At 73.2% G+C, this 26,453-nt stretch carries 21 protein-coding genes; 13 read left to right on the plus strand and 8 right to left on the minus strand.

Annotation, left to right across the window (positions count from 1 at the left end):
- Positions 1-171 precede the first annotated feature (171 nt).
- The 4 genes from ACFYPH_RS20325 to ACFYPH_RS20340 all read right to left on the minus strand — a co-directional run bounded on the left by ACFYPH_RS20325 (position 172) and on the right by ACFYPH_RS20340 (position 4,419).
- Entirely contained in the window at positions 172-1,236 is a 1,065-nt protein-coding gene (locus ACFYPH_RS20325; protein WP_363942357.1) for an NADH:flavin oxidoreductase/NADH oxidase, read from the minus strand.
- Positions 1,237-1,302: 66 nt separating this feature from the next.
- The gene (locus tag ACFYPH_RS20330; RefSeq protein WP_354857680.1) at positions 1,303-2,595 is read right to left on the minus strand and encodes a dicarboxylate/amino acid:cation symporter; all 1,293 of its coding nucleotides are present in this window, start codon (positions 2,593-2,595) and stop codon (positions 1,303-1,305) included.
- Between the two features lie 197 nt (positions 2,596-2,792).
- Complete coding sequence (locus ACFYPH_RS20335) at positions 2,793-3,461, minus strand: DUF998 domain-containing protein (RefSeq protein WP_354857598.1); 669 nt, start codon at positions 3,459-3,461, stop codon at positions 2,793-2,795.
- Positions 3,454-4,419 (minus strand): glutathione S-transferase family protein, encoded by a 966-nt coding sequence (locus ACFYPH_RS20340; RefSeq protein WP_387183802.1) that lies wholly within the window; start codon positions 4,417-4,419, stop codon positions 3,454-3,456. The genes ACFYPH_RS20335 and ACFYPH_RS20340 overlap by 8 nt, the downstream gene beginning before the upstream one ends.
- 107 nt (positions 4,420-4,526) lie before the next feature.
- On the opposite strand from ACFYPH_RS20340, the gene pcaF reads away from it, so the two are divergent.
- The 11 genes from pcaF to ACFYPH_RS20395 all read left to right on the plus strand — a co-directional run bounded on the left by pcaF (position 4,527) and on the right by ACFYPH_RS20395 (position 20,273).
- A complete protein-coding gene (gene pcaF / locus ACFYPH_RS20345) occupies positions 4,527-5,732 on the plus strand; it encodes a 3-oxoadipyl-CoA thiolase (RefSeq protein WP_355066867.1) in 1,206 nt (401 codons plus the stop codon).
- A 154-nt stretch (positions 5,733-5,886) separates the two neighbouring features.
- Positions 5,887-6,699 carry an SAM-dependent methyltransferase gene (locus ACFYPH_RS20350; RefSeq protein ID WP_354857605.1) on the plus strand — a complete coding sequence of 271 codons (813 nt, stop codon included), beginning with the start codon at positions 5,887-5,889 and terminating at the stop codon, positions 6,697-6,699.
- A 5-nt stretch (positions 6,700-6,704) separates the two neighbouring features.
- Positions 6,705-8,867: a putative bifunctional diguanylate cyclase/phosphodiesterase gene (locus ACFYPH_RS20355; protein ID WP_387183806.1), complete on the plus strand. Its 2,163-nt coding sequence runs from the start codon at positions 6,705-6,707 to the stop codon at positions 8,865-8,867.
- A gap of 46 nt (positions 8,868-8,913) precedes the next feature.
- Entirely contained in the window at positions 8,914-9,414 is a 501-nt protein-coding gene (locus tag ACFYPH_RS20360; protein WP_387183809.1) for a DUF456 domain-containing protein, read from the plus strand.
- A gap of 300 nt (positions 9,415-9,714) precedes the next feature.
- On the plus strand, positions 9,715-11,301 hold the full coding sequence (locus tag ACFYPH_RS20365) for an amino acid permease (protein WP_354857612.1): 1,587 nt from the start codon (positions 9,715-9,717) through the stop codon (positions 11,299-11,301).
- 127 nt (positions 11,302-11,428) lie between these two features.
- The gene (locus tag ACFYPH_RS20370; RefSeq protein ID WP_387183812.1) at positions 11,429-12,793 is read left to right on the plus strand and encodes a glutamine synthetase family protein; all 1,365 of its coding nucleotides are present in this window, start codon (positions 11,429-11,431) and stop codon (positions 12,791-12,793) included.
- Positions 12,794-12,880: 87 nt separating this feature from the next.
- The gene (locus ACFYPH_RS20375) at positions 12,881-14,236 is read left to right on the plus strand and encodes an aldehyde dehydrogenase family protein (protein WP_355066864.1); all 1,356 of its coding nucleotides are present in this window, start codon (positions 12,881-12,883) and stop codon (positions 14,234-14,236) included.
- A 5-nt stretch (positions 14,237-14,241) separates the two neighbouring features.
- Positions 14,242-15,009, plus strand: a complete 768-nt coding sequence (locus tag ACFYPH_RS20380) for a 3-oxoacyl-ACP reductase (RefSeq protein WP_354857619.1) — start codon at positions 14,242-14,244, stop codon at positions 15,007-15,009.
- Positions 15,010-15,064: 55 nt separating this feature from the next.
- Positions 15,065-15,820, plus strand: a complete 756-nt coding sequence (locus ACFYPH_RS20385) for a gamma-glutamyl-gamma-aminobutyrate hydrolase family protein (protein WP_355066863.1) — start codon at positions 15,065-15,067, stop codon at positions 15,818-15,820.
- A gap of 46 nt (positions 15,821-15,866) precedes the next feature.
- Complete coding sequence (locus tag ACFYPH_RS20390) at positions 15,867-16,418, plus strand: pyridoxamine 5'-phosphate oxidase family protein (RefSeq protein ID WP_354857623.1); 552 nt, start codon at positions 15,867-15,869, stop codon at positions 16,416-16,418.
- Between the two features lie 195 nt (positions 16,419-16,613).
- Complete coding sequence (locus ACFYPH_RS20395; RefSeq protein WP_387183817.1) at positions 16,614-20,273, plus strand: SpoIIE family protein phosphatase; 3,660 nt, start codon at positions 16,614-16,616, stop codon at positions 20,271-20,273.
- 48 nt (positions 20,274-20,321) lie between these two features.
- On the opposite strand, the gene ACFYPH_RS20400 is transcribed toward ACFYPH_RS20395, so the two are convergent.
- Positions 20,322-20,636, minus strand: coding sequence for an STAS domain-containing protein (locus tag ACFYPH_RS20400; RefSeq protein WP_354857627.1), 315 nt, complete (start codon positions 20,634-20,636; stop codon positions 20,322-20,324).
- 95 nt (positions 20,637-20,731) lie between these two features.
- Between ACFYPH_RS20400 and map the strand changes: the two genes are divergently transcribed.
- Both map and ACFYPH_RS20410 read left to right on the plus strand, forming a co-directional pair.
- A complete protein-coding gene (gene map / locus ACFYPH_RS20405; protein WP_354857630.1) occupies positions 20,732-21,589 on the plus strand; it encodes a type I methionyl aminopeptidase in 858 nt (285 codons plus the stop codon).
- Positions 21,586-22,299, plus strand: coding sequence for a VIT1/CCC1 transporter family protein (locus ACFYPH_RS20410; RefSeq protein ID WP_354857632.1), 714 nt, complete (start codon positions 21,586-21,588; stop codon positions 22,297-22,299). The genes map and ACFYPH_RS20410 overlap by 4 nt, the downstream gene beginning before the upstream one ends.
- Before the next feature lie 6 nt (positions 22,300-22,305).
- Here ACFYPH_RS20410 and ACFYPH_RS20415 read toward each other — a convergent pair whose 3' ends face one another.
- The 3 genes from ACFYPH_RS20415 to ACFYPH_RS20425 form a co-directional block, all read right to left on the minus strand.
- Positions 22,306-23,043: a nucleotidyltransferase domain-containing protein gene (locus ACFYPH_RS20415; protein ID WP_354857635.1), complete on the minus strand. Its 738-nt coding sequence runs from the start codon at positions 23,041-23,043 to the stop codon at positions 22,306-22,308.
- Between the two features lie 93 nt (positions 23,044-23,136).
- On the minus strand, positions 23,137-23,637 hold the full coding sequence (locus ACFYPH_RS20420; protein ID WP_354857637.1) for a nitroreductase/quinone reductase family protein: 501 nt from the start codon (positions 23,635-23,637) through the stop codon (positions 23,137-23,139).
- A gap of 83 nt (positions 23,638-23,720) precedes the next feature.
- Entirely contained in the window at positions 23,721-26,450 is a 2,730-nt protein-coding gene (locus tag ACFYPH_RS20425; RefSeq protein WP_387183823.1) for an FtsX-like permease family protein, read from the minus strand.
- Positions 26,451-26,453: the final 3 nt, after the last annotated feature.

Consider the following 26,453-nt stretch of genomic DNA (forward strand, 5'->3'; position numbering starts at 1 on the left):
GGGGGGGGGGGGGGGGGGGGGGGGGGGGGGGGGGGGGGGGGGGGGGGGGGGGGGGGGGGGGGGGGGGGGGGGGGGGGGGGGGGGGGGGGGGGGGGCGGGGGGGGGGGGGGGGGGGGGGGGGGGGGGGGGGGGGGGGGGGGGCGCGGCCCCCCCCCCGACCGGCGGAAATCCTCAGGCGCGGGCGTACTGGGCGGGTCCGCTGTACGCGACGCCGAGCTTCGCGGCGGCGCGGCGCGGCCAGTACGGGTCGCGCAGCAGTTCCCGGCCGAGCAGCACCAGGTCGGCCTCGCCGTTGGCGACGATCTCCTCGGCGTGCTCCGGCTCGACGATCAGGCCGACCGCGCCGGTCGGCACGCCCGCCTCGCGGCGAATCTGGGCGGCCAGCGGCACCTGGTAGCCGGGGCCGAGCGGGATGCGCTGGTCCGGGCTGACGCCGCCGGAGGAGGCGTCGACCAGGTCGACGCCGACGCCGGCCAGCTCACCGGCGAGCACCACGCTGTCCTCGACGGTCCAGCCGCCCTCGACCCAGTCGGTGGCGGAGATCCGGGTGAGCACCGGCACGCTCTCGCCGACCGCGGCGCGCACGGCGCGGGCGACCTCCAGGGTGAGCCGCATCCGGGCGGCCCGATCGCCGCCGTACGCGTCGGTGCGGTGGTTGGTCAGCGGCGACAGGAACTCGTTGAGCAGGTAACCGTGCGCGGCGTGGATCTCCACGGCGGCGAAGCCGGCGGCGAGGGCCCGCTCGGCGCCTGCGGCGAACGCCTCGACCACCCTGGCGATGCCCGCCGCGTCGAGGGCGGTCGGCGTCCGGTAGCCGGGCGTGAACGGCTCGGACCCGGGGGCGACGGGCGTCCAGCCGCCCTCGGCGTCCGGCACTCCGCCGCGCTCCGGCGCCCACGGCCGGTAGGTGGAGGCCTTGAAACCGGCGTGCGCGAGCTGGACGGCCGGCACCGCACCGTGGGCGGCGACGAACGCGGTGATCGGTCGCCAGGCGTCCACGTGCGCGTCGGACCACAACCCGGTGTCCTGCGGGGTGATCCGACCCTCGGGGAGTACGGCGGTCGCCTCGGTCAGCACCAGCCCGGCCCCGCCGACCGCGCGGCTGCCAAGGTGGATGCGGTGCCAGTCGGTGGGCAGGCCGTCCGGTCCGGCCGAGTACTGGCACATCGGCGCCATGGCGATCCGGTTGGGCAGGGTGACCCCGCGCAGGGCCAGGGGAGTGAACAGGGAACTCATCAGGTCATCCTCTCCGAAACGGCGACGGGCCCCGGGTAGAGGGGCCCGTCGTCGTGCAGTGACTTGTCAGGCAGGGACGGGGCTGAGCTCGGGCCGGGTGTCGGCGACCGGCTCCGGGTCGACGAGATCCCGGCGGCCCGCGGACTCGTACGCGGCCCGGTCGAGGGTGCCCTCACGGGCGGCGACCACGGTCGGCACGAGCGCCTGCCCGGCCACGTTGGTGGCGGTACGGATCATGTCCAGGATCGGGTCGATGGCCAGCAGTAGGCCGGCGCCGGCCAGCGGCAGACCCAGCGTGCTCAGGGTGAGGGTGAGCATCACGATCGCCCCGGTCAGGCCGGCGGTGGCCGCCGAGCCGACCACCGAGACGAACGCGATGAGCAGGTAGTCGGTGACGCCGAGGTGCACGCCGAACACCTGCGCCACGAAGATCGCGGCGAGGGCCGGGTAGATCGCGGCGCAGCCGTCCATCTTCGTGGTGGCGCCGAACGGCACCGCGAACGAGGCGTACTCGCGCGGGACGCCGAGCCGCTCGACGGAGCGCTGGGTCACCGGCATGGTGCCCACCGACGAGCGGGACACGAAGGCCAGCTCGATCGCGGGCCAGGCGCCGGCGAAGAAGCGCAGCGGGTTGAGCCGGCCGGCGAGGATCAGCACCAGCGGGTAGACCACGAACAGCACGATGGCGCAGCCGACGTAGACGGCGGTGGTGAACTTCGCGAGGGGGGCCAGCAGGTCCCAGCCGTACGAGGCGACGGCGTTGCCGATCAGGCCGAGGGTGCCGATCGGGGCGAGTCGGATGACCCACCACAGGGCCTTCTGCACGATTTCCAGCAGCGAGCGGTTCAGCGCCACGAAGGGCTCGGCGGCGTCGCCGACCAGCAGGGCCGCGGCACCCACCACGAGGGCGAGGAAGACGATCTGGAGGACGTTGCCCTCGACGAACGCGCCGACCGGGTTGGTGGGCACGATGCCGGTGAGGAAGTCCGTCCAGGAGCCGGTGTTCTTGGGCGGGGTCGCGCCACCCAGGTCGAGGCTCACGCCGCGGCCCGGGTTGACGAGCAGGCCGAGGCCGATGCCGATGCTCACCGCGATCAGTGCGGTGATGCCGAACCACATCAGGGTCTTCAGCGCGAGCCGGGCGGCGTTGGCCACGCCGCGCAGGCTGACCACGCTGACCACGATGGCGGTGAAGACCAGCGGCGGCACGGCCAGCTTGAGGAGCTGGATGAAGAGGCTGCCGACGGTGTGCAGGGTGCTGGTCAGCCAGCTCAGGTCGTTGCTGCGGGCCAGGAAGCCGAGCGCGACGCCGAGCACGAGGCCGAGAAGGATCTGCACGGAGAACGGAATTTTGCGCAGGCCGAAGGGCATGAAGTGTCCAATTGTCTGTTCTGGTCGGGGTAGGCGCGAGGAGGGCGGCTACGCCGGACAGATGCCGCTGGCCTGCAGTCGGAGATCGACATACAGGCGAACGGTCAGGCCCCAGACATTGGTCATCGCTCGCCGACAGTACGCCGATCAGCGCGATCTGCAAGGAACGGCGGCCGTGACGCTCCTTACAAGCCCCGCTCGCGGCGGGCCAGGGCCAGGGCCGTGCCGGTGGCCACGCCCCACAGCACCGCGAGCCCGAGAACCAGCCGCTCCACCACGCCGACCAGGGCGCCCCGGCCGACCACGAGCATGGCCAGGCCGACCGTCGCGCACAGCGGCAGGGCGAGCGCGGCCGTGCCGGCCGCCAACCGGCGGACCACCGGCCCGGCCGGCCCGGACACGGCCAGCGCGATCATGGCGAGGACCACCGCCGCCGTCGCCGCGATGCTCGCGCCTCCGTGCACCAGGTCGGCCACCGTGGTGCGCTCGAACGGCGGCAGTGGGCAGCCGGCGGAGCAGGTCACCGCCCCGGACACCGCGGTGAGCACCGCGCCGGTGGCGAGCAGCGCCGGCGCCACCCGCACCCCGGGAGGCAGCGCCGCGGCGATCAGCAGCAACGCGCCAGCCAGGGCGAGAACCCCGATCCGGTACGTCACGGCGTGCGCGCTGCCGGCGATACCCGCCTCGCTCACGTACCCGGTGAGACCGGGACCGGGACCGGCGACGACCGCGACCGTCACCGCGACCGCGCCGGCCACCGCGCAGCCGGCGGCGGCGGACCCGGCGACCCGGCGGGCGACGTCCCCGCGGGCGACGGGTGCCGTCGCGGTGCCGGCCCGCCCCGGCTCAGCCACGCCCGTGCGGCGTCGTCCAACCGGACTCGTCGGGCCCCAGCGGCACGATGCCGGTCGGGTTGATCTCCCGGTGGGTGCCGTAGTAGTGCCGCTTGATGTGGTCGAAGTCCACCGTCTCGCCGAAGCCCGGGGTCTGGAACAGGTCCCGGGCGTACGCCCAGAGCACCGGCATCTCGGTCAGCTTGCTGCGGTTGCACTTGAAGTGCCCGTGGTACGCGGCGTCGAAGCGCACCAGCGTGGTGAACAGCCGCACGTCGGCCTCGGTGATCGCGTCTCCCATCAGGTAGCGCTGCCCGGCCAGGCGTTCGGACAGCGCGTCCAGTCGGGCGAAGAGCGCCCGGAACGCCTCGTCGTACGCCTCCTGCGAGGTGGCGAACCCGCACCGGTAGACGCCGTTGTTGACGTCGTGGTGGATCTCGGCCATCAGCGCGTCCATCTCCGGGCGCAGCGCGACCGGGTACAGGTCGGGTGCGCCGGGCGCGTGCAGCGACCGCCACTCGGTGGAGAAGTCGAGGGTGAGCTGCGGGTAGTCGTTGGTGACCACCCGGCCGGTCAGCGTGTCGACAAGCGCCGGCACGGTCACCCGGCCGGTGTAGTCCTCGTCGGTGGCCAGGTACGCCTCGGAGAGGAAGCTGACACCGAGGACCGGGTCGAAGCCGTCCGGGTCGAGGGCGAACGCCCAGCCCCGCTCGTCCCGGATCGGGTCGACGGTGCCCAGCGAGATCGCGTCGTCCAGCCCGAGCAGGCCGCGCACGATCCTCGCCCGGTCCGCCCACGGGCACGCGCGGCACCAGATCAGCCGGTACCGGCCGGCCTCCAGTGGCCAGCGGTCCTGCTCGTCCGGGCCGCCACCCGGCGGGGAGGTCGAGTGGGGGGTGACCCGACCGGTGAAGCGGTTGGGCTGGCGGACGAAAGCGCCACCACGGCTGGTCTCTGCGCTGAACTGGGCCCGGGCCATGCCGCCAACCTATCCGCTGGGAGCGTGGATATCCTGGCGGCTGGGGAGTCCCCCGCGACCCGGTGGACGCCCGCACCCCCGCCCTTCCCACCCCCGAAGGACTCGCGATGACCGTGGCATACCTGGTGGCCGGTGTCCGTACCCCCATCGGCCGGTACGCCGGCGCGCTGGCCGGCGTCCGCCCCGACGACCTGGCCGCACACGTGATCCGCGAGCTGGTCGCCCGGCACCCGTCGGTGGACTGGGCCCGCGTCGACGACGTCGTGCTCGGCTGCGCCAACCAGGCCGGCGAGGACAACCGCAACGTGGCCCGCATGGCGGCGCTGCTCGCCGGCCTGCCCGAGGAGGTGCCGGGCAGCACCGTCAACCGGCTCTGCGGCTCCGGTCTGGACGCCCTCGCCATCGCCGCCCGGTCCATCGTGGCCGGCGAGGCGGACCTGGTGGTCGCCGGTGGGGTGGAGAGCATGAGCCGGGCGCCGTTCGTCGTGCCGAAGGCGACCTCGGCGTACTCCCGCTCGGCCGAGATGTATGACACGACCCTGGGCTGGCGGCTGGTCAACCCGCTGATGCGTGACGGCTGGGGCGTCGACTCGATGCCGGAGACGGCGGAGAACGTGGCCGCCGAGTACGGCGTCGACCGGGCCGAGCAGGACGCCTGCGCGTACCGCTCGCAGCAGCGCGCCGCCAAGGCGCAGGCCGACGGCCGGTTCGCCGAGGAGATCGTGCCGGTGTCCGTGCCGGCCGGTCGCCGGGAGACCCGACTGGTCGAGGTCGACGAGCACCCCCGGGAGACGTCGCTGGAGAAGCTGGCCGCGCTGCCCACCCCGTTCCGCGACGGCGGCACGGTGACCGCCGGCAACTCCTCGGGCGTCAACGACGGCGCGGTCGCGCTGCTGGTGGCCAGTGAAGCGGCGGTGCAGCGGTACGGCCTCACCCCGCTGGCCCGCATCGGCGGCGCGGCGACGGCCGGCGTACCGCCGCGGATCATGGGAATCGGCCCGGTGCCGGCCACCCGCAAGCTGCTCGACCGGGTCGGCGTGGAGCTGGGCGCGGTGGACGTCATCGAGTTGAACGAGGCGTTCGCCGCGCAGTCCGTGGCGGTGCTGCGCGAGTTGGGGTTGCCGGTCGACGCCGAGCACGTCAACCCGAACGGTGGCGCGATCGCGCTCGGGCATCCGCTGGGCGCCAGCGGCGCGCGGCTGGCGCTGACCGCCGCCCTGGAGCTGCGCCGTCGCGGCGGCCGCCGGGCCCTCGCCACCATGTGCATCGGCGTCGGGCAGGGCATCTCGCTGCTGCTGGAGTCGGCCGCCTGAGCGCGGAAAGTTACGTGAAGGGATCTGCCGTACGTGGGAGTTGTCGGCCTAGAGTGGTCCACACCACACGACCCGCGGGGTCGGCCGGCGGTCGCGCGCGCTCGTCGACGCCGGTGCCGCCTCGCGCCGCGGCGACGAACTGGGGAGCACACTGATGCCGGACGCACTGCCGACCGAGATTGACCTGACCAGGCCGAGCGCGGCCCGGGTGTACGACTATTTCCTGGGCGGGGCGCACAACTTCGAGGTCGACCGGCAGTTGGCCGAGCAGATCGCCAGCATGACCCCGAATCTCGCCGCCACCATGCGCTCCGGTCGGGAGTTCCTGCGCCGAGCCGTCCGGGTGCTGCTCGACGCCGGCATCGACCAGTTCCTCGACATCGGCTCCGGCATTCCGACAGTGGGCAACGTGCACGAGGTGGCCCAGGCGGCCAACCCCAAGGCCCGGGTGGTCTACGTCGACATCGACCCGGTCGCCGTCGCGCACAGCCGTGAGCTGCTCGCCGGCAATGACCTGACCGGGGTGATCCACGCCGACCTGCGCGAGCCGGAGCGCATCCTTGCCGAGACCCGGCGGCTCGGGCTGATCGACTTCAGTCGACCGATGGGCATCCTGCTGGCCGGGGTGGTGCACTTCATCCCGGACGCCGACGGTCCCGAGGAGATCCTGTCCACCCTGCGGGCCGCCGCCGCGCCCGGCAGCTTCCTGGTCATCTCGCACTCGACCTTCGAGGACCAGCCGCAGGAGATGCTGGACGCCCAGCGCCTCTCCGCCCGGACGGCCACCGAGATCACCCTGCGCTCCCGCGCGCAGGTCACCGGCTTCTTCGGCGACTGGACGGTGCTCGAACCGGGCGTGGTGCACATGCCACTGTGGCGTCCCGACTCGCCGGCCGACGTGGATGAGCACCCGGAGCGGTTCGGCGCCTTCGGGGGCGCGGCCCGGTACGACCAGCCCGCCGGCTGATTCCAGTGGCCGCCGTCCCGGACCCCACCGGGGTCGACGTCGGCCGGGGCGGCGCCCAGGGCTACGCCGCCGACTGGGCCCGCGCCGTACGCCGCATCGGTTTCGTGCCGCTCAGCGCGGCCGAGACCGAGCGGCTGTTGCTGCTGCACACCGTCCGGCTCGCCCAGGTGGTGCGGGCCGAGCCGTTCAGCGCCCGCCCCGCCGAGGAGGTCGGGCGGGCGCTGGTGGAGGCGCACCTGACCGAGCCCCGGGCGTTGGAGTGGTCGCTGCGCGCGCTCGGTGACGACTTCCCCGATCGGGTCCTGGCGTCCGGCGACCGGCCGGCCGACCTGGGCGAGCGGATCGCGGCGGTGCAGGGCGGGTTGGCCGCCGGGTTCGCCCGCGCGCTGCGCGACCGCACCTTCACCCAGCAGGAGCGCATCGCCCGCTCGGCCTGGCAGGCCCGCGACGAGGTCGAGCAGGCGCTGCGCGACAGTGAGGCGCGGTTCCGGGCGGTCTTCACCGGCGCGGCGATCGGGATCGGCATCGCCGGGGTGGACGGCCAGATCATCGACGTCAACACGGCGTTCGCCGACATGCTCGGCTACTCGATCGAAGAGCTGTGCGAGATGAACGTGGCCGAGCTGTTCCACGCCGACGACGCCGCCGGCATGTGGGAGCTGTACCAGGAGCTGATCGAGGGCAAGCAGGACTCGGTCCGCGTGGAGAAGCGCTACCACCGCAAGGACGGCACTATCGTCTGGACGGACCTGGCCGTCTCGTTGATCCGGTACGACGACGGGCGACCCCGCTTCACCGTCGCCATGATCGAGGACATCACCGAGCGGTACGAACTCCAGCAGCGGCTGCGTTTCCAGGCGCTGCACGACCCGCTGACCGGACTGCCCAATCGGACCCTGTTCTTCGAGACGCTGGGCCGGGTCTTCGACACCGCCGGGCCCGGTCAACGGGTCGGGGTGTGCTTCCTCGACCTGGACGGCTTCAAGGCGATCAACGACAGCCTCGGCCACGACCTCGGCGACCGGCTGTTGGTGGCGATCGGCCGGCGGCTCGCCGAGTGCGTGGCCGACCACGGCCACCTGGTCGCCCGGATGGGCGGCGACGAGTTCGTCATCCTGGTCGACGGCGGCGACGACGTCGACGACGCGGTGGCCGTGGCGGAGGCCGCGCTGGCCGCCGTCGCCGCCCCGGTGCACCTCGGCGACCAGCAGTTGGCGGTCTCCGCCAGCGTGGGCATCGTGGACTGCCCGGCCGCGGAGACCACCGCCTCGGAGCTGATGAAGGCCGCCGACACGACGCTCTACTGGGCCAAGGCCGCCGGCCGCGGCCGGTGGGCGGTGTACGACCCGGAGCGCAGCGCCCGCGACCTCGCCCGGTCGGCGCTGGTCGCCGGGCTGCCGGCCGCGCTGGACCGGGGCGAGTTCGTGCTGCACTACCAGCCGATCGTGTCGCTGCTGGAGGGCACGATGCTCGCGGTGGAGGCGCTGGTCCGCTGGGAGCACCCGGAGCTGGGCCTGATCGGCCCGGACCGGTTCATCGGCCTCGCCGAGGAGACCGGCCTGATCGTCCGGCTCGGCGAGTGGGTGCTGCGGCGGGCCTGCCACGACGCCGAACGCTGGCGGCGGGAGTTCCCCGAGGCCCGGCTCGTGGTCAGCGTCAACCTGGCCGCCCGGCAGGCCGACGACCCGGCGATCGTCGCGACGGTGGCGGACGCGCTGGCCACCAGCGGCCTGCCGGCGGAGCTGTTGCAGCTGGAGTTGACCGAGAGCGCCGTGATGGGCAGCGCCGGCGAGCCGCTGCGCAGCCTGCACCGACTCGCGGCGCTGGGCGTCCGGCTGGCGGTCGACGACTTCGGCACCGGGTACTCCAACCTCGCGTACCTGCGGCGGCTGCCGATCCACTGCCTGAAGCTGGCCGGCCCGTTCGTCGAGGGCATCCGCGCCGACGGGACGGACGCGGTGGCGGACCACCGCGACGAGCGGATCGTCGACGCGTTGGTCCGGTTGGCGCACGCGCTGGAGCTGTGGGTCACCGCCGAGGCGGTGGAGACCCCGGTGCAGGCCGAGCGGCTGCGAGCGCTGCGCTGCGACACCGGGCAGGGGCGGTACTTCGGCGCACCGTCGCCGGCCGAGGAGATCACCGCCCGGCTGCGGCGGGCGACGGCGTGAGCGGTGGATCGGGCCGGTCCCGATGGTGGCGACGGAAGGCGACGGCGTGAGCCTGAACGACTCGCAGACGGTGGTGGCCGTGGTGGCCGCGCTGGCCATCCTGGCCGGGCTGGCTGGCGTGGTGGTGCCCGGCCTGCCGGCGCTGCCGCTGTGCTGGGGTGGGGTACTGGTCTGGGCGATCTTCGGTGGTGCCGGCCCGGGTGGCTGGGCGGTGTTCGCCGCCGCGACACTGGTCGCGGTCGGAGGCATCGTCGTGAAGTACCTGTGGCCGGGCAGGAACCTCAAACGCACAGGCGTGCCGACGTCGTCCCTGCTGGCCGGGGGCGCGCTCGGTCTGGTGGGGTTCTTCGTGATCCCCGTGGTCGGTCTGCTGCTGGGCTTCGTCGCGGGAGTGTGGGCCGCGGAGCGGCTGCGGCTGGGCAGCAACCGGCTCGCCTGGCCGTCCACCGTGCAGGCGCTCAAGGCGGCTGGCCTGTCCATGCTGGTGGAATTCCTGGCCGGCCTGACCATCGGCGCCCTCTGGGTAACCGGCCTCCTACTAACCTGACCCACCCCCCGCACCCGGGAGCGGAGGGGGCGGCGCGGGGCATTTGTGGGTACGGCGGTTGCCGTACGGAGAGAGAGGCGTGCCCCGCGCCGCCGCGGTGCCGGGCGGTCCGAGCGCCCGGTGGTGGCCCGTCGCGATCGGGCCTGGTCACGAGGTCAAGCATGCGGGCGGGCTGGACGGGCGGCAACGCAATTAGCCGGGACGGCGGTGAGATTCCCACCGGCGCTGTATTGACCTGTCTTGATCGGCGGGACGACACTTTGCGCACTCGTTCGCGGAACCACCTCAGGGAGGTGTGCAGTGGCCACGACGCCCGTGCCGACCGCAGAGCAACCGATCGACGACGACGCCCGACGACTCGCCGAACTCGGCTACAAGCAGGAGCTACGCCGCAAGTGGAGTGGCTTCTCCAACTTCGCCATCTCGTTCTCCATCATCTCGATCCTGGCCGGCTGCTTCACCACCTTCGGCCAGGCGTGGAACAACGGCGGGCCGGTCGCCATCTCCTGGGGCTGGCCGCTGATCTCACTGTTCATCCTGATCATCGGGTTCTGCATGGCCGAGCTGGTGTCGGCCTACCCGACGGCGGGCGGAATCTACTGGTGGGCGGCGACCATGGGCCGCCCGGTGCACGGCTGGTTCACCGGCTGGTTGAACCTCATCGGCCTGGTCGCGGTCACCGCCTCGGTCGACTACGGCTGCGCGACCTTCCTCAACCTCACCCTGTCGGCTCTCTTCGACGGCTGGGCCGGGACGCTGCGGCAGGCGTTCGTCCTCTTCGTGATCATCTTGGCGCTGCACGGCCTCATCAACATCTTCGGGCACCGGATCATCGACGTACTCCAGAACGTCTCGGTCTGGTGGCACGTGGCCGGCGCGGCAGTCGTGGTGGCCATCCTGGTGTTCGTTCCGGACGATCACCAGAGCTTCCAGTTCGTGTTCACCGAGCGGTTCAACAACTCGGGCTTCGGTGACGGGGACACCGGCGGGCTGACGTTCTGGTTCTACGTGCTGCCGCTGGGCTTCCTGCTCACCCAGTACACGATCACCGGCTTCGACGCCTGCGCGCACGTCTCCGAGGAGACCCGGGGCGCCTCGCAGGCCGCCGCGCGCGGGCTCTGGCAGTCGATCTTCTATTCGGCGGTCGGCGGTTGGATCCTGCTGCTGGCGTTCCTGTTCGCGGCCACCGACGTCGAGGCGGTCAACGCCGCCGGCGGCTTCTCCGGCGCCATCTTCGAGTCCGCCCTGACCCCGGTCTTCTTCAAGATCGTCATCATCATCTCCACGATCGGGCAGTTCTTCTGCGGGATGAGCTGCATCACCTCGATGAGCCGGATGGCGTACGCCTTCAGTCGGGACCGTGCGGTGCCGGGTTGGCGGCTCTGGTCGAGAGTGAACCGCAACGGCACCCCGGTCAACGCGATCATCGGCACCACCATCGCCGGCCTGGTGCTGACCCTGCCGGCGCTCTACGAGAGCTCGGCCGGCATCCCGATCGCCTTCTACGCGGTGGTCTCCGTCGCGGTGATCGGCCTCTACCTGTCCTTCCTCATCCCGATCGCGCTGCGGCTGCGCCTCGGCGACCGGTTCGTACCCGGCCCGTGGACGCTGGGGCGCAAGTACAAGCTGCTCGGCTGGATCGCGGTCATCGAGATCGCGGTCATCGCCGTGTACTTCGTGCTGCCGATCGTGCCGGCCGGCGTGCCCGGCAACGACGACTTCACCTGGTCGGCGGTGAACTACGCGCCGCTCGCCGTGGGCGGGGTGCTGCTGGTGGTCGCGGTCTGGTGGTACGCCTCGGCCCGGAAGTGGTTCGCCGGCCCGGTGCGTACCGTCGAGGAACCCGCGCCGGCGGCCGACCCGGCGCCGGTCGACGGCCCGGCCTGACACCCGCCCGGCGGGACGGTCATCGCGGCCGTCCCGCCGGTGCGGTCACCGGGTTTGCCGCCCTCGGCGCCGGGGGCATTGACGGTGATCCGGTTTGCCAGTAGACCTTGGTGATGGAGGCCCGCGAATGACGAAAGCTCCGCTCACGCTGGAACAACTGCGGGTCGCCGTCGCCGAGGGCGAGATCGACACCGTCGTGCTGGCCCTCGTCGACATGCAGGGCCGCCTGCAGGGCAAACGGTTCCACGCGCCGTTCTTCCTGGACCAGGTGGTGGCCAACGGCAGCGAGGGCTGCAACTACCTGCTCGCCGTGGACGTCGACATGAACACCGTCGACGGGTACGCGATGTCGAGCTGGGAGCGCGGCTACGGCGACTTCGCGATGGTGCCGGATTTCGCCACCCTGCGTCGGGTGCCCTGGCAGCCCGGCTCCGCCCTGCTGCTGGCCGACCTGACCTGGCTGGACGGCTCCGGTGACGTGGTCGCCTCGCCCCGGCAGATCCTGCGCCGGCAACTGGACCGGCTGGCCGAGCACGGGCTGACCGCGTACGCCGGCACCGAGCTGGAGTTCGTGCTGTTCCGCGACTCGTACGAGGATGCCTGGCGGCGCGGCTACCGCGACCTCACCCCGGCCAACCAGTACAACGTGGACTACTCGCTGCTCGGCACCGCCCGGGTGGAGCCGCTGCTGCGCCGGATCCGCACCGAGATGGCTGGCGCCGGGCTGACCCCGGAGAGCGCCAAGGGCGAGTGCAACCTCGGCCAGCACGAGATCGCCTTCCGCTACGACGAGGCCGTGGCCTGCGCCGACCACCACGTGATCTACAAGAACGGGGCCAAGGAGATCGCCGCCCAGGAGGGCATGGCGATCACCTTCATGGCCAAGCCGAACGAGCGGGAGGGCAACTCCTGCCACATCCACTTCTCGCTGCGCGACCGGACGGGCGCCTCGGCGATGCTCGGCGACGGGCCGGCGCACCTGTCGGAGACCGGGCAGCGGGTGCTCGCCGGGCTGCTCGCCACCATGCGGGAGTTCAGCCTGCTCTTCGCCCCGAACATCAACTCCTACAAGCGTTATCAGCCGGGCTCGTTCGCCCCGACGGCACTGCGCTGGGGGGTGGACAACCGCACCTGCGCCCTGCGGGTGGTGGGGCACGGGCAGGGCATGCGGGTGGAGAACCGGGTGCCGGGGGCCGACGTCAACCCGTACCTGGCGATCGCCGGGTTGGTCGCGGGCGCGCTGCACGGCATCGAGCGGGAGCTGGAGCTGGGCGAGGAGTGCACCGGCAACGCGTACGACGATCCGCAGGCCGAACGGGTCCCCGGCACATTGCGCGACGCACTGGCGCTCTGGGAGGCGTCGACGGTGGCCCGGGAGGCGTTCGGCGACGAGGTGGTCGCCCACTACGCCAACCAGGCAAGAGTGGAACTCGCGGCGTACGACGCGGCGGTGACGGATTGGGAGCTGACCCGTGGCTTCGAGCGCCTCTAACCCCTGGTCCGTCCTCCGTGATCTCGCACGTTGTGTCGGTGGTTCGTGCAGCACCTGCGAGATTGCGCAGGGGTAGGGGGTAGCGGCGTGACCGTGGTGGTGGATCCGGCCAGCGGGGAGGGGTTTCGGGAGGTTTCCGGGGCCTCGGTGGCGGAGGTGGACGCGGCGATCGCGCGTGCCGCGAAGGCGTTCGAGGCGTGGCGGGTCGTCGCGCCGGGGGACCGGGCCCGGCTGCTGCGGCGGTTCGCCGCCGCCGTCGACGCGCACCTGAACGAGCTGGCCGCGTTGGAGGTCCGCAACTCCGGGCACACCGTCGGCAACGCCCGCTGGGAGGCCGGCAACGTTCGCGACGTGCTGGACTACTACGCCGGAGCGCCGGAGCGGTTGACCGGACGGCAGATCCCGGTGCCCGGCGGCCTGGACGTCACCTTCCACGAGCCGCTCGGCGTGGTCGGCGTGATCGTGCCGTGGAACTTCCCGATGCCCATCGCCGCCTGGGGGTTCGCCCCGGCCCTCGCCGCCGGCAACACAGTGGTGCTCAAACCCGCCGAGCTGACCCCGCTCACCGCGCTGCGCCTGGCCGAGCTGGCGCGCGAGGCCGGCCTGCCCGACGACGTGTTCACCGTCATTCCGGGCGAGGGCGCGGTGGTGGGGGAGCGGTTCGTCAGCCATCCGGCGGTCCGCAAGATCTGCTTCACCGGCTCCACCGAGGTCGGCACCCGGATCATGGCCGGCTGCGCCGCCCAGGTGAAGCGACTCACCCTGGAGTTGGGCGGCAAGAGCGCGAACATCGTGTTCGCCGACGCCGACCTGGAGCGCGCCGCCGCGACCGCGCCGGGCGCGGTCTTCGACAACGCCGGCCAGGACTGCTGCGCACGGTCGCGGATCCTGGTCCAACGCCCGGTGTACGACAGGTTCCTGGAACTGCTCGAACCGGCGGTACGCGCGGTGCGGGTGGAGGACCCGTCCCGGGACACCGCCGAGATGGGTCCACTGATCTCGGCGGCCCAGCGGGACCGGGTCGCCGGCTACGTGACCGGGGCGACTGTCGCCTTCACCGGCTCCCGCCCGGACGGCCCCGGTTTCTGGCACGCGCCGACGGTGCTGCTGGCCGACTCGCCGGCCGACCGGCACTGGCGGGAGGAGATCTTCGGACCGGTGGTGTCGGTGCTCCCGTTCGACGACGAGGCGGACGCGGTCCGGCTCGCCAACGACACCGAGTACGGCCTCTCCGGCTCGATCTGGACCAGGGACGTGGGCCGCGCGCTGCGGATGGCCCGCGCCGTCGAGTCGGGCAACCTCAGCGTCAACTCGCACTCCTCGGTGCGCTACTGGACCCCGTTCGGTGGGATGAAGCGTTCCGGGCTCGGCCGTGAGCTGGGCCCGGACGCGCTGCACTCCTTCACCGACGTCAAGAACGTGTTCATCGCGACAGAGGAGTGACGCCAGTGCAGGGTCGATTGCAGGACCGGGTGGCCGTGGTCACCGGAGCGGGCAGCGGCATCGGGTTGGCCACCGTGCGGCGGTTCGCCGCCGAGGGGGCCCGGGTGGTCTGCGTGGACATCGACGAGGCGGCTGGCGAGAAGGCCGCCGAGGAGTGCGGCGGCGAGTTCGTCCGCACCGACGTGGCCGACGAGTCGGCGGTCCGCGACCTGTTCGACGGGGTGGCCGACCGGCACGGCCGGGTGGACGTCGCGTTCAACAACGCCGGCATCTCCCCGCCGGACGACGACTCCATCCTGGACACCGGCCTGGACGCGTGGGAACGGGTCCTCCGGGTCAACACCACGAGCGTCTACCTGTGCTGCAAGTACGCGATCCCGCACATGCGCCGCCAGGGCAAGGGCTCGATCATCAACACCGCCTCGTTCGTGGCGCTGATGGGCGCGGCGACGTCGCAGATCGCGTACACCGCCAGCAAGGGTGGGGTGCTGGCGATGACCCGGGAGCTGGGTGTGCAGTTCGCCCGCGAGGGCATCCGGGTCAACGCGCTCTGTCCCGGCCCGGTGGCCACCCCGTTGCTGCTGGAGCTGTTCGCCGCCGACCCGGAGCGGGCTGCCCGCCGACTGGTGCACGTGCCGATGGGCCGCTTCGGGCAGCCGGAGGAGATCGCCGCCGCGGTGGCGTTCCTGGCCAGCGACGACGCCTCGTTCATGACCGCCGCGCAGTTCGTGGTCGACGGCGGGATCACCGGCGCATACGTGACTCCCCTGTGAGCGCGAGGAGTGAGCCGGTGTTGCGAGCCCCGCAGTCGCGAACGCTGGCCGTCCGGTGAGGCGGCCGCTGATCGGGATCAGCGCGTACGTCGAGCCCGCCGACTGGGCCGTGTGGCGCGGTGTGCGGGCGGTGCTGGTGCCGGAGGCGTACGTGCGGGCGGTGACCGCTGCCGGTGGTCGTGCGGTGGTGCTGCCCCCGGACGACTCCGACGGTGACGTGCTGGCGGTCCTCGACGGGCTCCTGCTGGCCGGGGGCGCCGACGTCGGTCCCGGGCGGTACGGCCAGCAGCCGCACCCGCGGACCGAGGACCGGCCGGACCGGGACGCCGGTGAGCTGACCCTGCTGACGGCCGCCCTCGCCGCCGACCTGCCGGTGCTGGGTGTCTGTCGGGGAATGCAGCTGCTCGCCGTGGCGTACGGGGGCACCCTGCACCAGCACCTACCCGACGTCGTCGGTTCGGAGGCGCACCGTCCGGCCCCGGGGGTCTACGGCACCCATCCGGTGCGGTTCGCGCCGGGGAGTCTGGCGGCGAGGACGCTGGCCGGGGTGGACCGGGTCAACTCGTACCACCATCAGGCGGTCGCCACGCCGGGGCGGCTCGCGGTCAGCGGCTGGGCGGCGGACGGCGTGATCGAGGCGGTTGAGGACCCGGACCGTCCGTTCGTGCTCGGGGTGCAGTGGCATCCGGAGAACGAGCCGGACCCGCGTCCGATCACGGCGTTGGTCCGGGCCGCCCGCCGGCGAGCGTCCGGCCCGCCGGTGCGGGTCCGCCACGAGGGCGTGGACGCGGCGGGGTCGCCGACGGTGTGACGCAGGTCGCCCCGGCGCGGGACGGGCGCGATGGGAGGATCACCGCATGGGCAAGGTCTATCCAGAGATCGACGGTCGTCTGCGGGAGTTCATCGCGGGCCAGCCGGTCTTCTTCGTGGCCACCGCGCCGTCCGGGCCCGAGGGGCACGTCAACGTCTCGCCGAAGGGCATGACGGGCACCTTCGTGATCCTCGGCCCGCACCGGGTGGCCTACCTGGACTACCACGGCAGCGGCGCGGAGACCATCGCCCACCTGCGCGACAACGGCCGCATCACGCTGATGTTCTGCGCGTTCGACGGGCCCCCGAAGATCGTGCGCCTGCACGGCAGGGGCAGCAGCGTCGCGGTGACCGAGGCGGGCTACGCGGATCGGCTCGCCGAGTTTCCCGCGCCGCCGGACGTGCACGCCGTGCGGGCCGTGATCACGGTGGAGGTCGAGCGGGTCAGCGACTCCTGCGGTTATGCGGTGCCGCTGATGGACTACCGCGCGGAGCGTGACCTGTTGCTTACCTCACACTCCCGCCGTACGGCCGATGATCTGGTGACCTACCGCGCCACCAAGAACGCCGCGAGCATCGACGGACTCCCGGTCTTCTGACAGGTCAGGGCGCTCCCGGCGGCCTCCCTGGGCCCGCGTACGCCCCCGCGCTGCCGGGTCGGCGACGGGTGCGGCACGGGTAACCAGCGTCCAAGGGGCGTCATGCGTTACGTTGCTGGTCCGCCGGGGTACAAGTCGGAGCACGGCGCGTGAAGATCAACGGCTGCGGGGTACGGCCGAAGCGGGGGAGGCTGCATGAGCTCGGCCCAGGGGGGCGCGGATGCGGGGCATTCCTTCGCGGACGTCCACGAGACCTCCCCGCTGCTCGCCGCCGCGTACGCGGGCGGCGGTGAGCTGGGTGAGCGAATCCGCGCCTTCGACTGGTCCACCCACCCCCTGGGCGGGCCGTCCGGCTGGCCGGCGGCGCTCTCCAACGCGATCGGCATGATGCTCTCCTCCAGCGCGCAGATCGTCATGTTCTGGGGCGACGACCAGCTCGCCTTCTACAACGACGCCTACCGGCCGACCATCGGCAGCAAGCACCCGCACGTGCTCGGCCAGCCGGCCCGACACCACTGGGCCGAGACGTGGGACGTCCTCGGTCCGCTGCTCGACGGGGTCCGGCGCACCGGGCTCTCCTACCGCGGCGAGGACCACCCCTTCCTGCTGGACCGCTCCGGTTTCGTCGAGCAGACCTACTTCGACGTCTCGTACGACCCGATCCGGGGTGCCGACGGCGCGGTCAGCGGCGTCTACTGCATCGTCAACGAGACCACCGGGCGGGTGGTGGGCGAACGCCGGCTGCGGGCGTTGTCGGAGCTGGGCACCGAGCTGGCCGACGTGATCAGCGCGGGCGAGCTGGGCCGGACCGCCGCCGACGTGCTCGCCCGGCACTCCGCCGACGTGCCGTTCGCGCTGATCTACCTGGCCGACTCCACCGGCCGGTTCACCCTGACCGCCGCCAGCCGCGTCGACCCGGCCGCGGTCAATGTCCCGCCCGACACGTTCGGCGAGCTGGTCGCCGAGGGCTCGCCGGCCACCATCGAGGTGAGCGGTCTGCTCGCCCAGCCACCGGCCGACGCCGCCGACGTGGCGCTCGTGCTGCCCGTCAAGGCGGCCAACGAGACGGTCGGCGCGCTGGTCGCCGGCGTCGCCCGCCAGCTGCCGCTGGGCGACGAGTACCGCGACTTCCTCGACCTGGTGGCCGCGCAGATCTCCCGCGCGGTGGGCACCCAGCGGGCGTACGAGCAGGAGCGCGCCCGCGCCGCCGAGCTGGCCGCGCTGGACCGGGCGAAGACCAACTTCTTCGCCAACGTCAGCCACGAGTTCCGTACGCCGTTGACCCTGGTGCTCGGCCCGCTGGAGGACATGCTGGCCGACCCGGAGCTGCCCGCCGCCTACACCGACCGGCTCGTCGTGATGCACCGCAACGCGTTGCGACTGCTCAAGCTGGTCAACACCGTGCTCGACTTCTCCCGACTGGAATCCGGTCGGCTGGCCGCCCGCTACCAGCCCACCGACCTGGCCGGCTACACCGCCCGGCTGGCCAGCACCTTCCGCTCGGCCACCGAGCGCGCCGGGCTGCGCCTGGTGGTGGACTGCCCGCCGCTGCCGGCGCCGGTCTTCATCGACCGGGACATGTGGGAGAAGATCGTCCTCAACCTGGTGTCGAACGCGGTGAAGTTCACCTTCGACGGCGAGATCCGGGTGCGGATCCGGGCCGACGACGCCGTCGCCCGGCTGGAGGTCACCGACACCGGCGTGGGCATCGTGCCGGCCGAGTTGCCGCACGTCTTCGAGCGGTTCCACCGGGTGCCCGGGGTGCGCGCCCGCACCCACGAGGGCACCGGGATCGGGCTCGCGCTGGTCCGGGAACTGGTCGAGATGCACGGCGGCGACGTCGGTGTGACCAGCCAGATCGACGAGGGCAGCACCTTCACGGTGACCGTCCCGTTCGGATCGGCGCACCTGCCCGCCGACCGGGTCGCCGCGTTCGCCCCCCTGCCCACGGGCGAGCCCGAGCAGGCCCGGCTGTACGTGGCGGAGACGGCCCTGTGGGCCGACGAGGACATGCCCGGGCCGACCGACCGTCAGCCGACCGACGCGGCCCCGGCCGGCCGGATCCTGGTCGTCGACGACAACGTCGACCTGCGCGAGCACGTGACCCGGTTGCTCTCCCCGACCTGGGAGGTGGTCACCGCGAGCGACGGTCTGGCGGCCCTGACGCTGGCCCGTGCGGGCGGGTTCGACCTCGTGCTCACCGACGTGATGATGCCCCGGCTGGACGGGTTCGGCCTGGTCGGCGCGCTGCGCACGGACCCCCGCACCCGCGACGTGCCGATCGTGTTGCTCTCCGCCCGCGCCGGTTCCGCCGAGGCGGTCGCCGGCCTCTCCGTGGGCGCCGACGACTACCTGACCAAGCCGTTCTCCGGGCAGGAGCTGATCGCCCGGGTCCGGGCCAACGTCGAGCTGGGCCAGCTGCGCGGGCAGATCATCCGTCGGCTTCGGGCGCTGGCCGACGCGGCGGTGGCGGTCAACACCGCCCGTTCCACCACCGATGTGCTGCACGTCGCCGCCCGGCACGCGCTCAGCCTCGCCGAGGCCGCCCGGGTCGTGGTCACCGCGGCCGGCGCCCGCGCCGAAGCCGACGGCGGTGGCGTCACCGCCACCGACCCGTCCTTCGTGGCCGCGCTGACCGGCACCACCCGCGAGCAGCTCGGCGAGTTGCGGGTCTGGCAGGCTGCCGGCGACGACGCGCAGGCCGACGAGGCCGCGCTCACCCAGCTGGCCCGGCTGGTCGGCGTTCGGCTGGAGAACGCCCAGCTCTACGAGGCCGAACACCGCATCGCCGCCACGTTGCAGCACAGCCTGCTGCCGAGGTCGCTGCCCCAGATGCCGGGCGCGGTCGTCGCGAGCCGGTACCTGCCGGGCAGCGCCGACGTCGAGGTCGGTGGGGACTGGTACGACGCGATGAGGCTCGACGGAGACGACCTGGTGCTGGTCATCGGCGACGTGGTCGGCAAGGGCGTCCAGGCCGCCGCGGCGATGGGGCAGCTGCGCAACGCGCTGCGGGCGTACCTGCTGGAGGGCTTCGACCCGGGTGAGTCGCTGACCCGGCTCAACCGGTTGGTCGGGTCCACCGAGGGGCGCTCGTTCGCGACAGTGGTCTGCCTGCTGTTCAGCCCCCGTACCGCCCGGCTGCGCTACGCCAGCGCCGGTCATCCGTCCCCCCTGCTGATCCGAGGAGACGACGTGGCGTTCCTGCACGACCGCGCGCTCGGCCCGCCGGTCGGCGTCATCCCCGACACGACGTACCGGACGGTCGAGGGGGAGCTGCCCGCTGGCAGCCGGCTGCTGCTCTACACCGACGGGCTGATCGAGGACCGTCAGCTCGGTATCGACGCCGCGCTCGCGCAGCTGCGCGCCGACGCCGCCACCCCCGGCGAACACGTGACGGACCTGATCGACACGGTGGTCGAGCGGGTCACCGGACGGCCGCGCCGCGACGACGTGGCGGTGCTCGCCCTGGAGGCGGCCGAGCTGAACCGGTTCGCGTTGCGGCTGCCGGCGGACCCGACCCGACTGAGCGTGCTGCGCAAGCGCCTGGAGGACTTCCTCGTGGCGCACAACGTCGGCGAGACGGACCTGTTCGACCTGACCGTGGCGGTGTCGGAAGCCGCCGCGAACGCCATCGAGCACCCCGTCCAACCCGCCGAGGCGGTGATCAGCGTCGAGGTGGCCATCGAGGACCGGACGGTGATCGCCACCGTGCGCGACACCGGGCAGTGGCGGGAGCCGACCGACTCCGGGTTCCGGGGGCGCGGCCTGTCACTGATCAAGGCGCTGGGTGACCTGATGGTGCGGCGTACCGACGAGGGCACCGAGGTGACGCTGCGCCGGCAGTTGCAGGGCTGACCCCGGACCCGGTGGCCGGGGTGCCGGCGGCCGGGTGCGTCGGCGATCTCAGACCGGGTCGAGCCAGCCCTGGTCGCCCAGGCCGGAGATCTCCAGCACCCGGCGGACCTGCCGGGACGGCAGCACGGTGAGCGTGCCGGAGAACTGCTGGGCGAGCCGGACCAGGGCGTGGATGGCCGCCGAGTCGAAGAAGGTCACGGCGCGCAGGTCGAGGGTGATCCGACGGGCGGGCTCGCGCAGGGCGGTCTGGAGCATCGTGTCGGCGGTCGCCATGTCGACCTCGCCGGTCACCACCACGCGGAGGTGCTCTCCGTCGATCTCCGCGCTGGCGGAGAAGACGGGTGGTGCTCCCCCTTGATCCACGCAGACACCATGGCACAGCCGACCTGGCAGGGCAACAACCGGGACTGCCGGGCCGTGGCACGGGTCACCAGCTCCTCCGGCGATAGGCTTGGGGCATGACCGTCCGTCCGCCGCTGACCCCAGGCACGCTCTCCCCGATGCGACCGGTGCCCGCCCACATTCCCCGCCCGGAGTACGTGGGTAAGAAGAGCCCGCAGCAGTGGCGCGGCTCGCACGTGCAGACGCCGGAGACCATCGAGAAGATGCGGATCGCCAGCCGGCTCGCCGCCCAGGCGACCCAGCTCGCCGGTGAGCACTGCAAGCCCGGCGTGACCACCGACGAGATCGACCGTCTGGTGCACGAGTTCCTCTGCGACCACGACGCGTACCCGTCGACGCTCGGCTACCGGAGCTACCCCAAGTCCTGCTGCACCAGCGTCAACGAGGTCATCTGCCACGGCATCCCGGACTCCACCGTCCTGACCGACGGCGACATCATCAACGTCGACGTGACCGCGTACATCGGTGGGGTGCACGGTGACACCGACGCCACCTTCTGCGTCGGCGAGGTCAGCGAGGAGGCCCGGCTGCTCGTCGAACGCACCCACGAGGCGATGATGCGCGGCATCCGCGCGGTCGCCCCGGGCCGCCAGATCAACGTGGTGGGCCGGGTCATCGAGTCGTACGCCAAGCGGTTCGGCTACGGCGTGGTCCGCGACTTCACCGGCCACGGGATCGGCGAGACCTTCCACAGCGGGCTCTACGTGCCGCACTACGACAGCCCCCGCCCCACCGACATCATGGAGCCGGGGATGACCTTCACCATCGAGCCGATGATCACCCTCGGCACCTACCAGTACGACATGTGGGACGACGGGTGGACGGTGGTCACCAAGGACCGCAGGTGGACCGCCCAGTTCGAGCACACCATCGTCGTCACCGACGACGGCCACGAGATCCTGACCCTGCCGTGACCGACACTCCCGCGGCCCTGCGCGAGGCACACCACGCGGACGTCTCCGGCGGCTGGCTGCGCCCGGCCGTCTTCGGCGCGATGGACGGCCTGGTCACCAACATCGCCCTCATCGCCGGCGTCGGCGGCGGTGGCGTGTCGCCGCGCAGCATCGTGCTGACCGGGTCCGCCGGCCTGGTGGCCGGTGCGATCTCGATGGGGCTCGGCGAGTACACGAGCGTGCGCTCGGCCAACGAACAGGTCGCCGCCGAGGTGGCCAAGGAGCGGCGCGAGCTGGAGCGGCACCCCGAGGCGGAGGCCCGCGAGCTGGCCGACGCGTGGGTGGCCCGGGGCCTGCCCCGCGACCTCGCCACCCAGGTCGCCGAGGCGGTACGGCGGGACCCGGAGGAGGCGCTGCGGGTGCACGTCCGCGAGGAGTTGGGCGTCGACCCCGACGACCAGCCGAGCCCCTGGGCGGCGGCGATCTCCTCGTTCCTGTTCTTCTCGGTGGGGGCGCTGATCCCGCTGCTGCCGTACCTGCTGGGCGCCACCGAACTCTGGCTGGCGCTCGCCGTGGGTGGGCTCGGCCTGTTCGCCGCCGGTGCCGTGGTGGCCCGGTTCACCAACCGACCCTGGTGGACCAGCGGCCTGCGTCAACTCGTGCTGGGCGCCGCCGCGGCCGGCGCCACCTACCTGGTCGGCTCACTGATCGGAGTGCAGGGCGGGCTGTGACGCCGGTCAACCGGTGAGCAGCTCGTCGATCGTGCCGTCGACCGGGCGGCCACGCGCCGCCAACTCCTCGGCCTGCCGCGCCAGCACCGCGCCGACCTCCGTCATGTCCGCGCCGGCCAACCCCGTGCGCCGCACCGCGTCACCCGGATCACGGAAGTAGGTGCGGCCCAGCAGGCCGGTCACGGTCGCCGCGGCCAACCGCGCCTCACCGAGCATCAGCAACGCCTGGTCCGTCTCGTACCACTCGGCCAACCGGGCGGCCCGGGAGTGCGCCGCGCTACCCCGGTACCAGGCCTGCCGCGCCGCGGTGCTGAACTCCGTCGGCCGGGCCCGGGCGAGCCGGCCGAGATGCTCGTCCCGCAACGTCCGCAGCCAGCTCGTCGGGTCGTAGAGGGACCGGGTGGTGACGTACCGGTCGGCCGTCAGCGGCCACAACGGGGAGAGCACCCGGGCCTGCCCGAGGTAGTCGTCGGCGGCGGCCACGGTCAGATCGACAAGCACCCCGTCCACCCGCCGGGTCGCCGGCGGCGGCCCGGCGCCCGGCCGGTAGGTGACCACCAGCATCCCCACCTCACCGTCCCCGCCACCGTCGTCGTCGCCGTGCGCCAGGGGACCGTGGACCGCGATCGCGAGCACCTCGGCCGGAAACCGCCGCCGGACCACCTCGGCGACCCGCTCCGCCACCGTCCACCGTCGATCGTCGAGGCTCCGGTCGACACCCGACCGCTCACTGCTCGCGCTCACTGGTCAGCCTTTGTTCGCGGCTGCGGGGCTCGCAGGACCGGCTCACTCCTCGCGCTCACGGGTCAACCTCCGCCTGAAGCGACTGGCGTCAGCCTAGCCAGCCGACGGGGGGTCGGCCGGCACGCCGCGCCCGGTCGGCACCAGCCGGAAGATGCGGATCTCCCGGCCGCCGGCCCGCTCGACGTACGTGCGGTACGCCGGCCACTCGGTGACCAGCAGGTGCCACAGGCGGTCCCGTTCGGCCCCGGTGGCCGGGTCGGCCCGCACCGGGAACCGGCGACCCTTCACGTCCACCTCGGCGGCCGGGTCGGCGAGCAGGTTCATCGCCCAACCGGGCTGGTGGGTCTGCCCCCAGTTGGAGCCGATCACCGCGTACGCGTCGCCGTCGGCCACGTAGAGCAGCGGATTGCTGCGCGGCTTGCCCGAGCGGCGACCGGTCGTGGTGATCACGAGGGACGGGAGCACACCGAGCGCGACCACCCGGCCCCGGGTGAGCCGGCCGACGATCCGGTCGGCGGGGACCAGCAGGCGGGCGGCGGACCCGAACCAGCGGTGGTGGCCGAGTCGACGGGTGAGGGTTGCGAGCGCTGACACGTCGCTCAGTCTGCCGGCTGCCCCGCCCCGACGGCACCCCCGGACGGTCCGGTTCCGGCCCCCGGCCCCCGGGTGGCCCGGGTTCAGTCCAGGCGCCGTTCGATCGGCAGCCCCGACCGGGTGAACAGGCCCGCGCCGAGCATCGCCACCACCGGCACCAGCACCAGCACGCCCAGCGCCGGCCACGGCACCAGGTACGGGTACGGCTCCCGTGCCGGCCAGGCCGTGGCGTACTCCCGGTTGGCCGAGAACAGCACGATCGCCGCGGTGCCGAGCCCGGCCACGATGCCGAGCACCGAACCGAGACCGGCGATCACCCCGGCCTGACAGATCGCCAGCAGTCGGCGTACCGCAGGGGCCGCGCCGACCGCGGCGAGGGTGGACAGTTCGGCGCGGCCCTCCGCGGCGGCGAGCGCCGTGGCGATCCCGGCCGCGCCCACCGTGATCATTCCGGCCGCCGCGGCGAGCAGCAGCAGCAGCGGTGAGTCGTCGCGCGGGGCGGCGCCCTGCTCCACCTGGAGGGAGAACGTCCCGAAGGCCCGCAGGTCCTTGGCGAATCGATCCTGCCGGCGCTGGCTGGGCGGCGCCGGAGTGTCGACCACCCAGCCCGCCTGGACAGGGCTCAGACCGAGTTGTCGGGCGGCGGACGCGGAGAGCAGGAGGCGTGGCTGGCCGACCGTGGGCGGCAACGCGTACCCGGGCAGGTCGTGCCGGGTGGTGGTCGCCTCGTCCCGCCCGGCCCGCACCTCGTTGACCTGCACCGTCACCCGGCCGTCGTGCAGGTAGCGCGGGTCGGTCACCACCACGCCCCCGGCGCGCAGCACGGCGGTGGCGGCGGCGGTCGCCGCCGCGTCGGCGCCGGTGAGCAGCGGCAGCGCGCTGCCGTCGTCCACCACTGTCTCGACGCCGTTGCCGAAGTAGTCCGCGGCACGGTTCCGGCAACGCGGGTCGGCCCGCGCCTGGCGACGCTGCGTCGCCGACAGCCTGTCCCCGGGCACAAAGGGGCAGACGCGCTCGGGCGGGATCTCCGGCCCGACGGAGCAGTAGTCCGCCGCGCCGTCGGTCGAGGAGCAGAGCGGCGTGCGTACGGGTGCGACGGCGGTGGCGCCCAGCTGCGCCCGTGCGACGGCGTCGATCTGGGCCAACGTCGGCTCCGGCTGCCGGCCCGGCTCCTGGGGGTTGATGAGGACGTGACCGGTGGGCAGCATCGGCTGGTAGGTGCGCGCGTCGCGGACCCCGTCGCTGGCCAGGTATCCGCCGAGCGCGACGCTGCTGGCCACCGCCGCCATCACGGCGCAGATGGCCGGCGCCGCGGCGGCCCGGTTGCGGCTGGCGTCGCGCAGCGCGATGCGGGGCGCCAGCGGCAGCACCCGGCCGAGCCGGGCGAGCGCGCCGATCAACGTCGGCGTGCAACAGACCAGGCCCAGCTCACCGAGGATCAGGCCGGTCAGGATCACCGCCGGTGATGTCCGGCTGGCCCCGAACGCCGCGAGCGCCGCCCCACCGACCACCAGCGTCAACCCGAGGGTCAGGGCGCGGGCCCGGGGCGGCGGCGGGGTACGTCGCCCGGCGAGCCCGGCGACGACGTCCTGCCGGGCCGCCGTCCAGGCCGGCGCGAGCGCGGCCAGCACCCCGGCCAGCACCGCGACCCCGCCGAGCACGACCAGGGCCGAGGGCCAGCAGCGGTACCCGCCGAAGCGGGCGCCGAAGACGTACTGCTCCATGAGTGGACGACCGGCGAACGCCGCGCCGACACCGAGCAGCAACCCCGCCGCGGCGCCCAGCACGCCCAGCACCACCCCGTCGGCGAGCACGACCCGACGCAGTTGGGCCGCGTCCCCGCCGGCCACGGCAACCAGCGCCAGGTCCCGGCGCCGACGGCGGACCCCCACGGCGAACGCCGGTCCGACCAGCAGCACGACCTCCAGCAACCCGAGACCGGCGATCAGCACGCCGGTGCTCAGGTCGGTGGTGTCCGCGTAGCCGATCCAGCTGCGGGACGACGTCGCCGAGGCGGGCAGGTGGCGCGGCGCGACCACCACCCCGTGGTCGTTGAGCCGCGACACCATCGCCGCGTCGACGACGCCGGGAACGTCGACCAGCCAGCGGCTCTCCGTCTGCGGATCGGCCCGCCCGACGGCCGCCGGGTGCAGCGCCATCACCGGGCCGAGGTCGTCGGGAAACTCGACAACCCCGACCACCGCGTACGTCCTCGCCCGGTCGGCGGTGGCCACGGCGTCGCCCAGGCGTACGTCCAGGCGGCGCAGCGCGGCCGGGCTCACCGCGACCTCGCCGGGCTGCTGCGGCGCCCGCCCCGACCGGAACCGCACCAGACTCCGGGCCAGCGGGTCGGCGAGGTCGAGAACCCGCCCCTGCAGGGTCTCGTCGCCTCTCGGGCCCCGCACCGTCACCGGGCCTCCGGCGCGGACCTCGGTGACCCGGCTGCCGGGGCCGAGCAACGCGGTCACCTCGGCGGCGGTGGCCGGGCGGCCGATCGCTGACTGGCTGTCGTCACGGGGATACCAGCTGTCGCCCCACTCGTCCTGGATGACCGGGGTCTCGGCGAACCACCGCAGCTCCGCGTCGGCGACGCCGAGGCGGCGGTCGACACGCTCCTGCGGGGTCAGTTCGGACATGTCGTAGCTCGTGGCGAGGAAGGCCAGCACCAGCACCGGCAGGGCGATCATCGCGAGCACCAGGGCGGTACGCCGACGTGCCCGGCGCGACTCGCGTCGGGCGATCCGCAGCGCCGCCCGCCACGAGCCGGTCAGTTCGGCGAACCTCCGCCGCCCGACGGGCGTGGGCGGTGTCACCGG

The organism is Micromonospora sp. NPDC005252, assembly GCF_042872475.1.
Taxonomy (GTDB): Bacteria; Actinomycetota; Actinomycetes; order Mycobacteriales; family Micromonosporaceae; genus Micromonospora.

Bases quoted from the DNA above. Each gene is read 5' to 3' on its own strand.
- ACFYPH_RS20325 (WP_363942357.1), bottom strand. From the start codon at position 1,236: ATGAGTTCCCTGTTCACTCCCCTGGCCCTGCGCGGGGTCACCCTGCCC.
- ACFYPH_RS20340 (WP_387183802.1), bottom strand. From the start codon at position 4,419: ATGGCCCGGGCCCAGTTCAGCGCAGAGACCAGCCGTGGTGGCGCTTTC.
- pcaF (WP_355066867.1), top strand. From the start codon at position 4,527: ATGACCGTGGCATACCTGGTGGCCGGTGTCCGTACCCCCATCGGCCGG.
- ACFYPH_RS20350 (WP_354857605.1), top strand. From the start codon at position 5,887: ATGCCGGACGCACTGCCGACCGAGATTGACCTGACCAGGCCGAGCGCG.
- ACFYPH_RS20370 (WP_387183812.1), top strand. From the start codon at position 11,429: ATGACGAAAGCTCCGCTCACGCTGGAACAACTGCGGGTCGCCGTCGCC.
- ACFYPH_RS20390 (WP_354857623.1), top strand. From the start codon at position 15,867: ATGGGCAAGGTCTATCCAGAGATCGACGGTCGTCTGCGGGAGTTCATC.
- ACFYPH_RS20395 (WP_387183817.1), top strand. From the start codon at position 16,614: ATGAGCTCGGCCCAGGGGGGCGCGGATGCGGGGCATTCCTTCGCGGAC.
- map (WP_354857630.1), top strand. From the start codon at position 20,732: ATGACCGTCCGTCCGCCGCTGACCCCAGGCACGCTCTCCCCGATGCGA.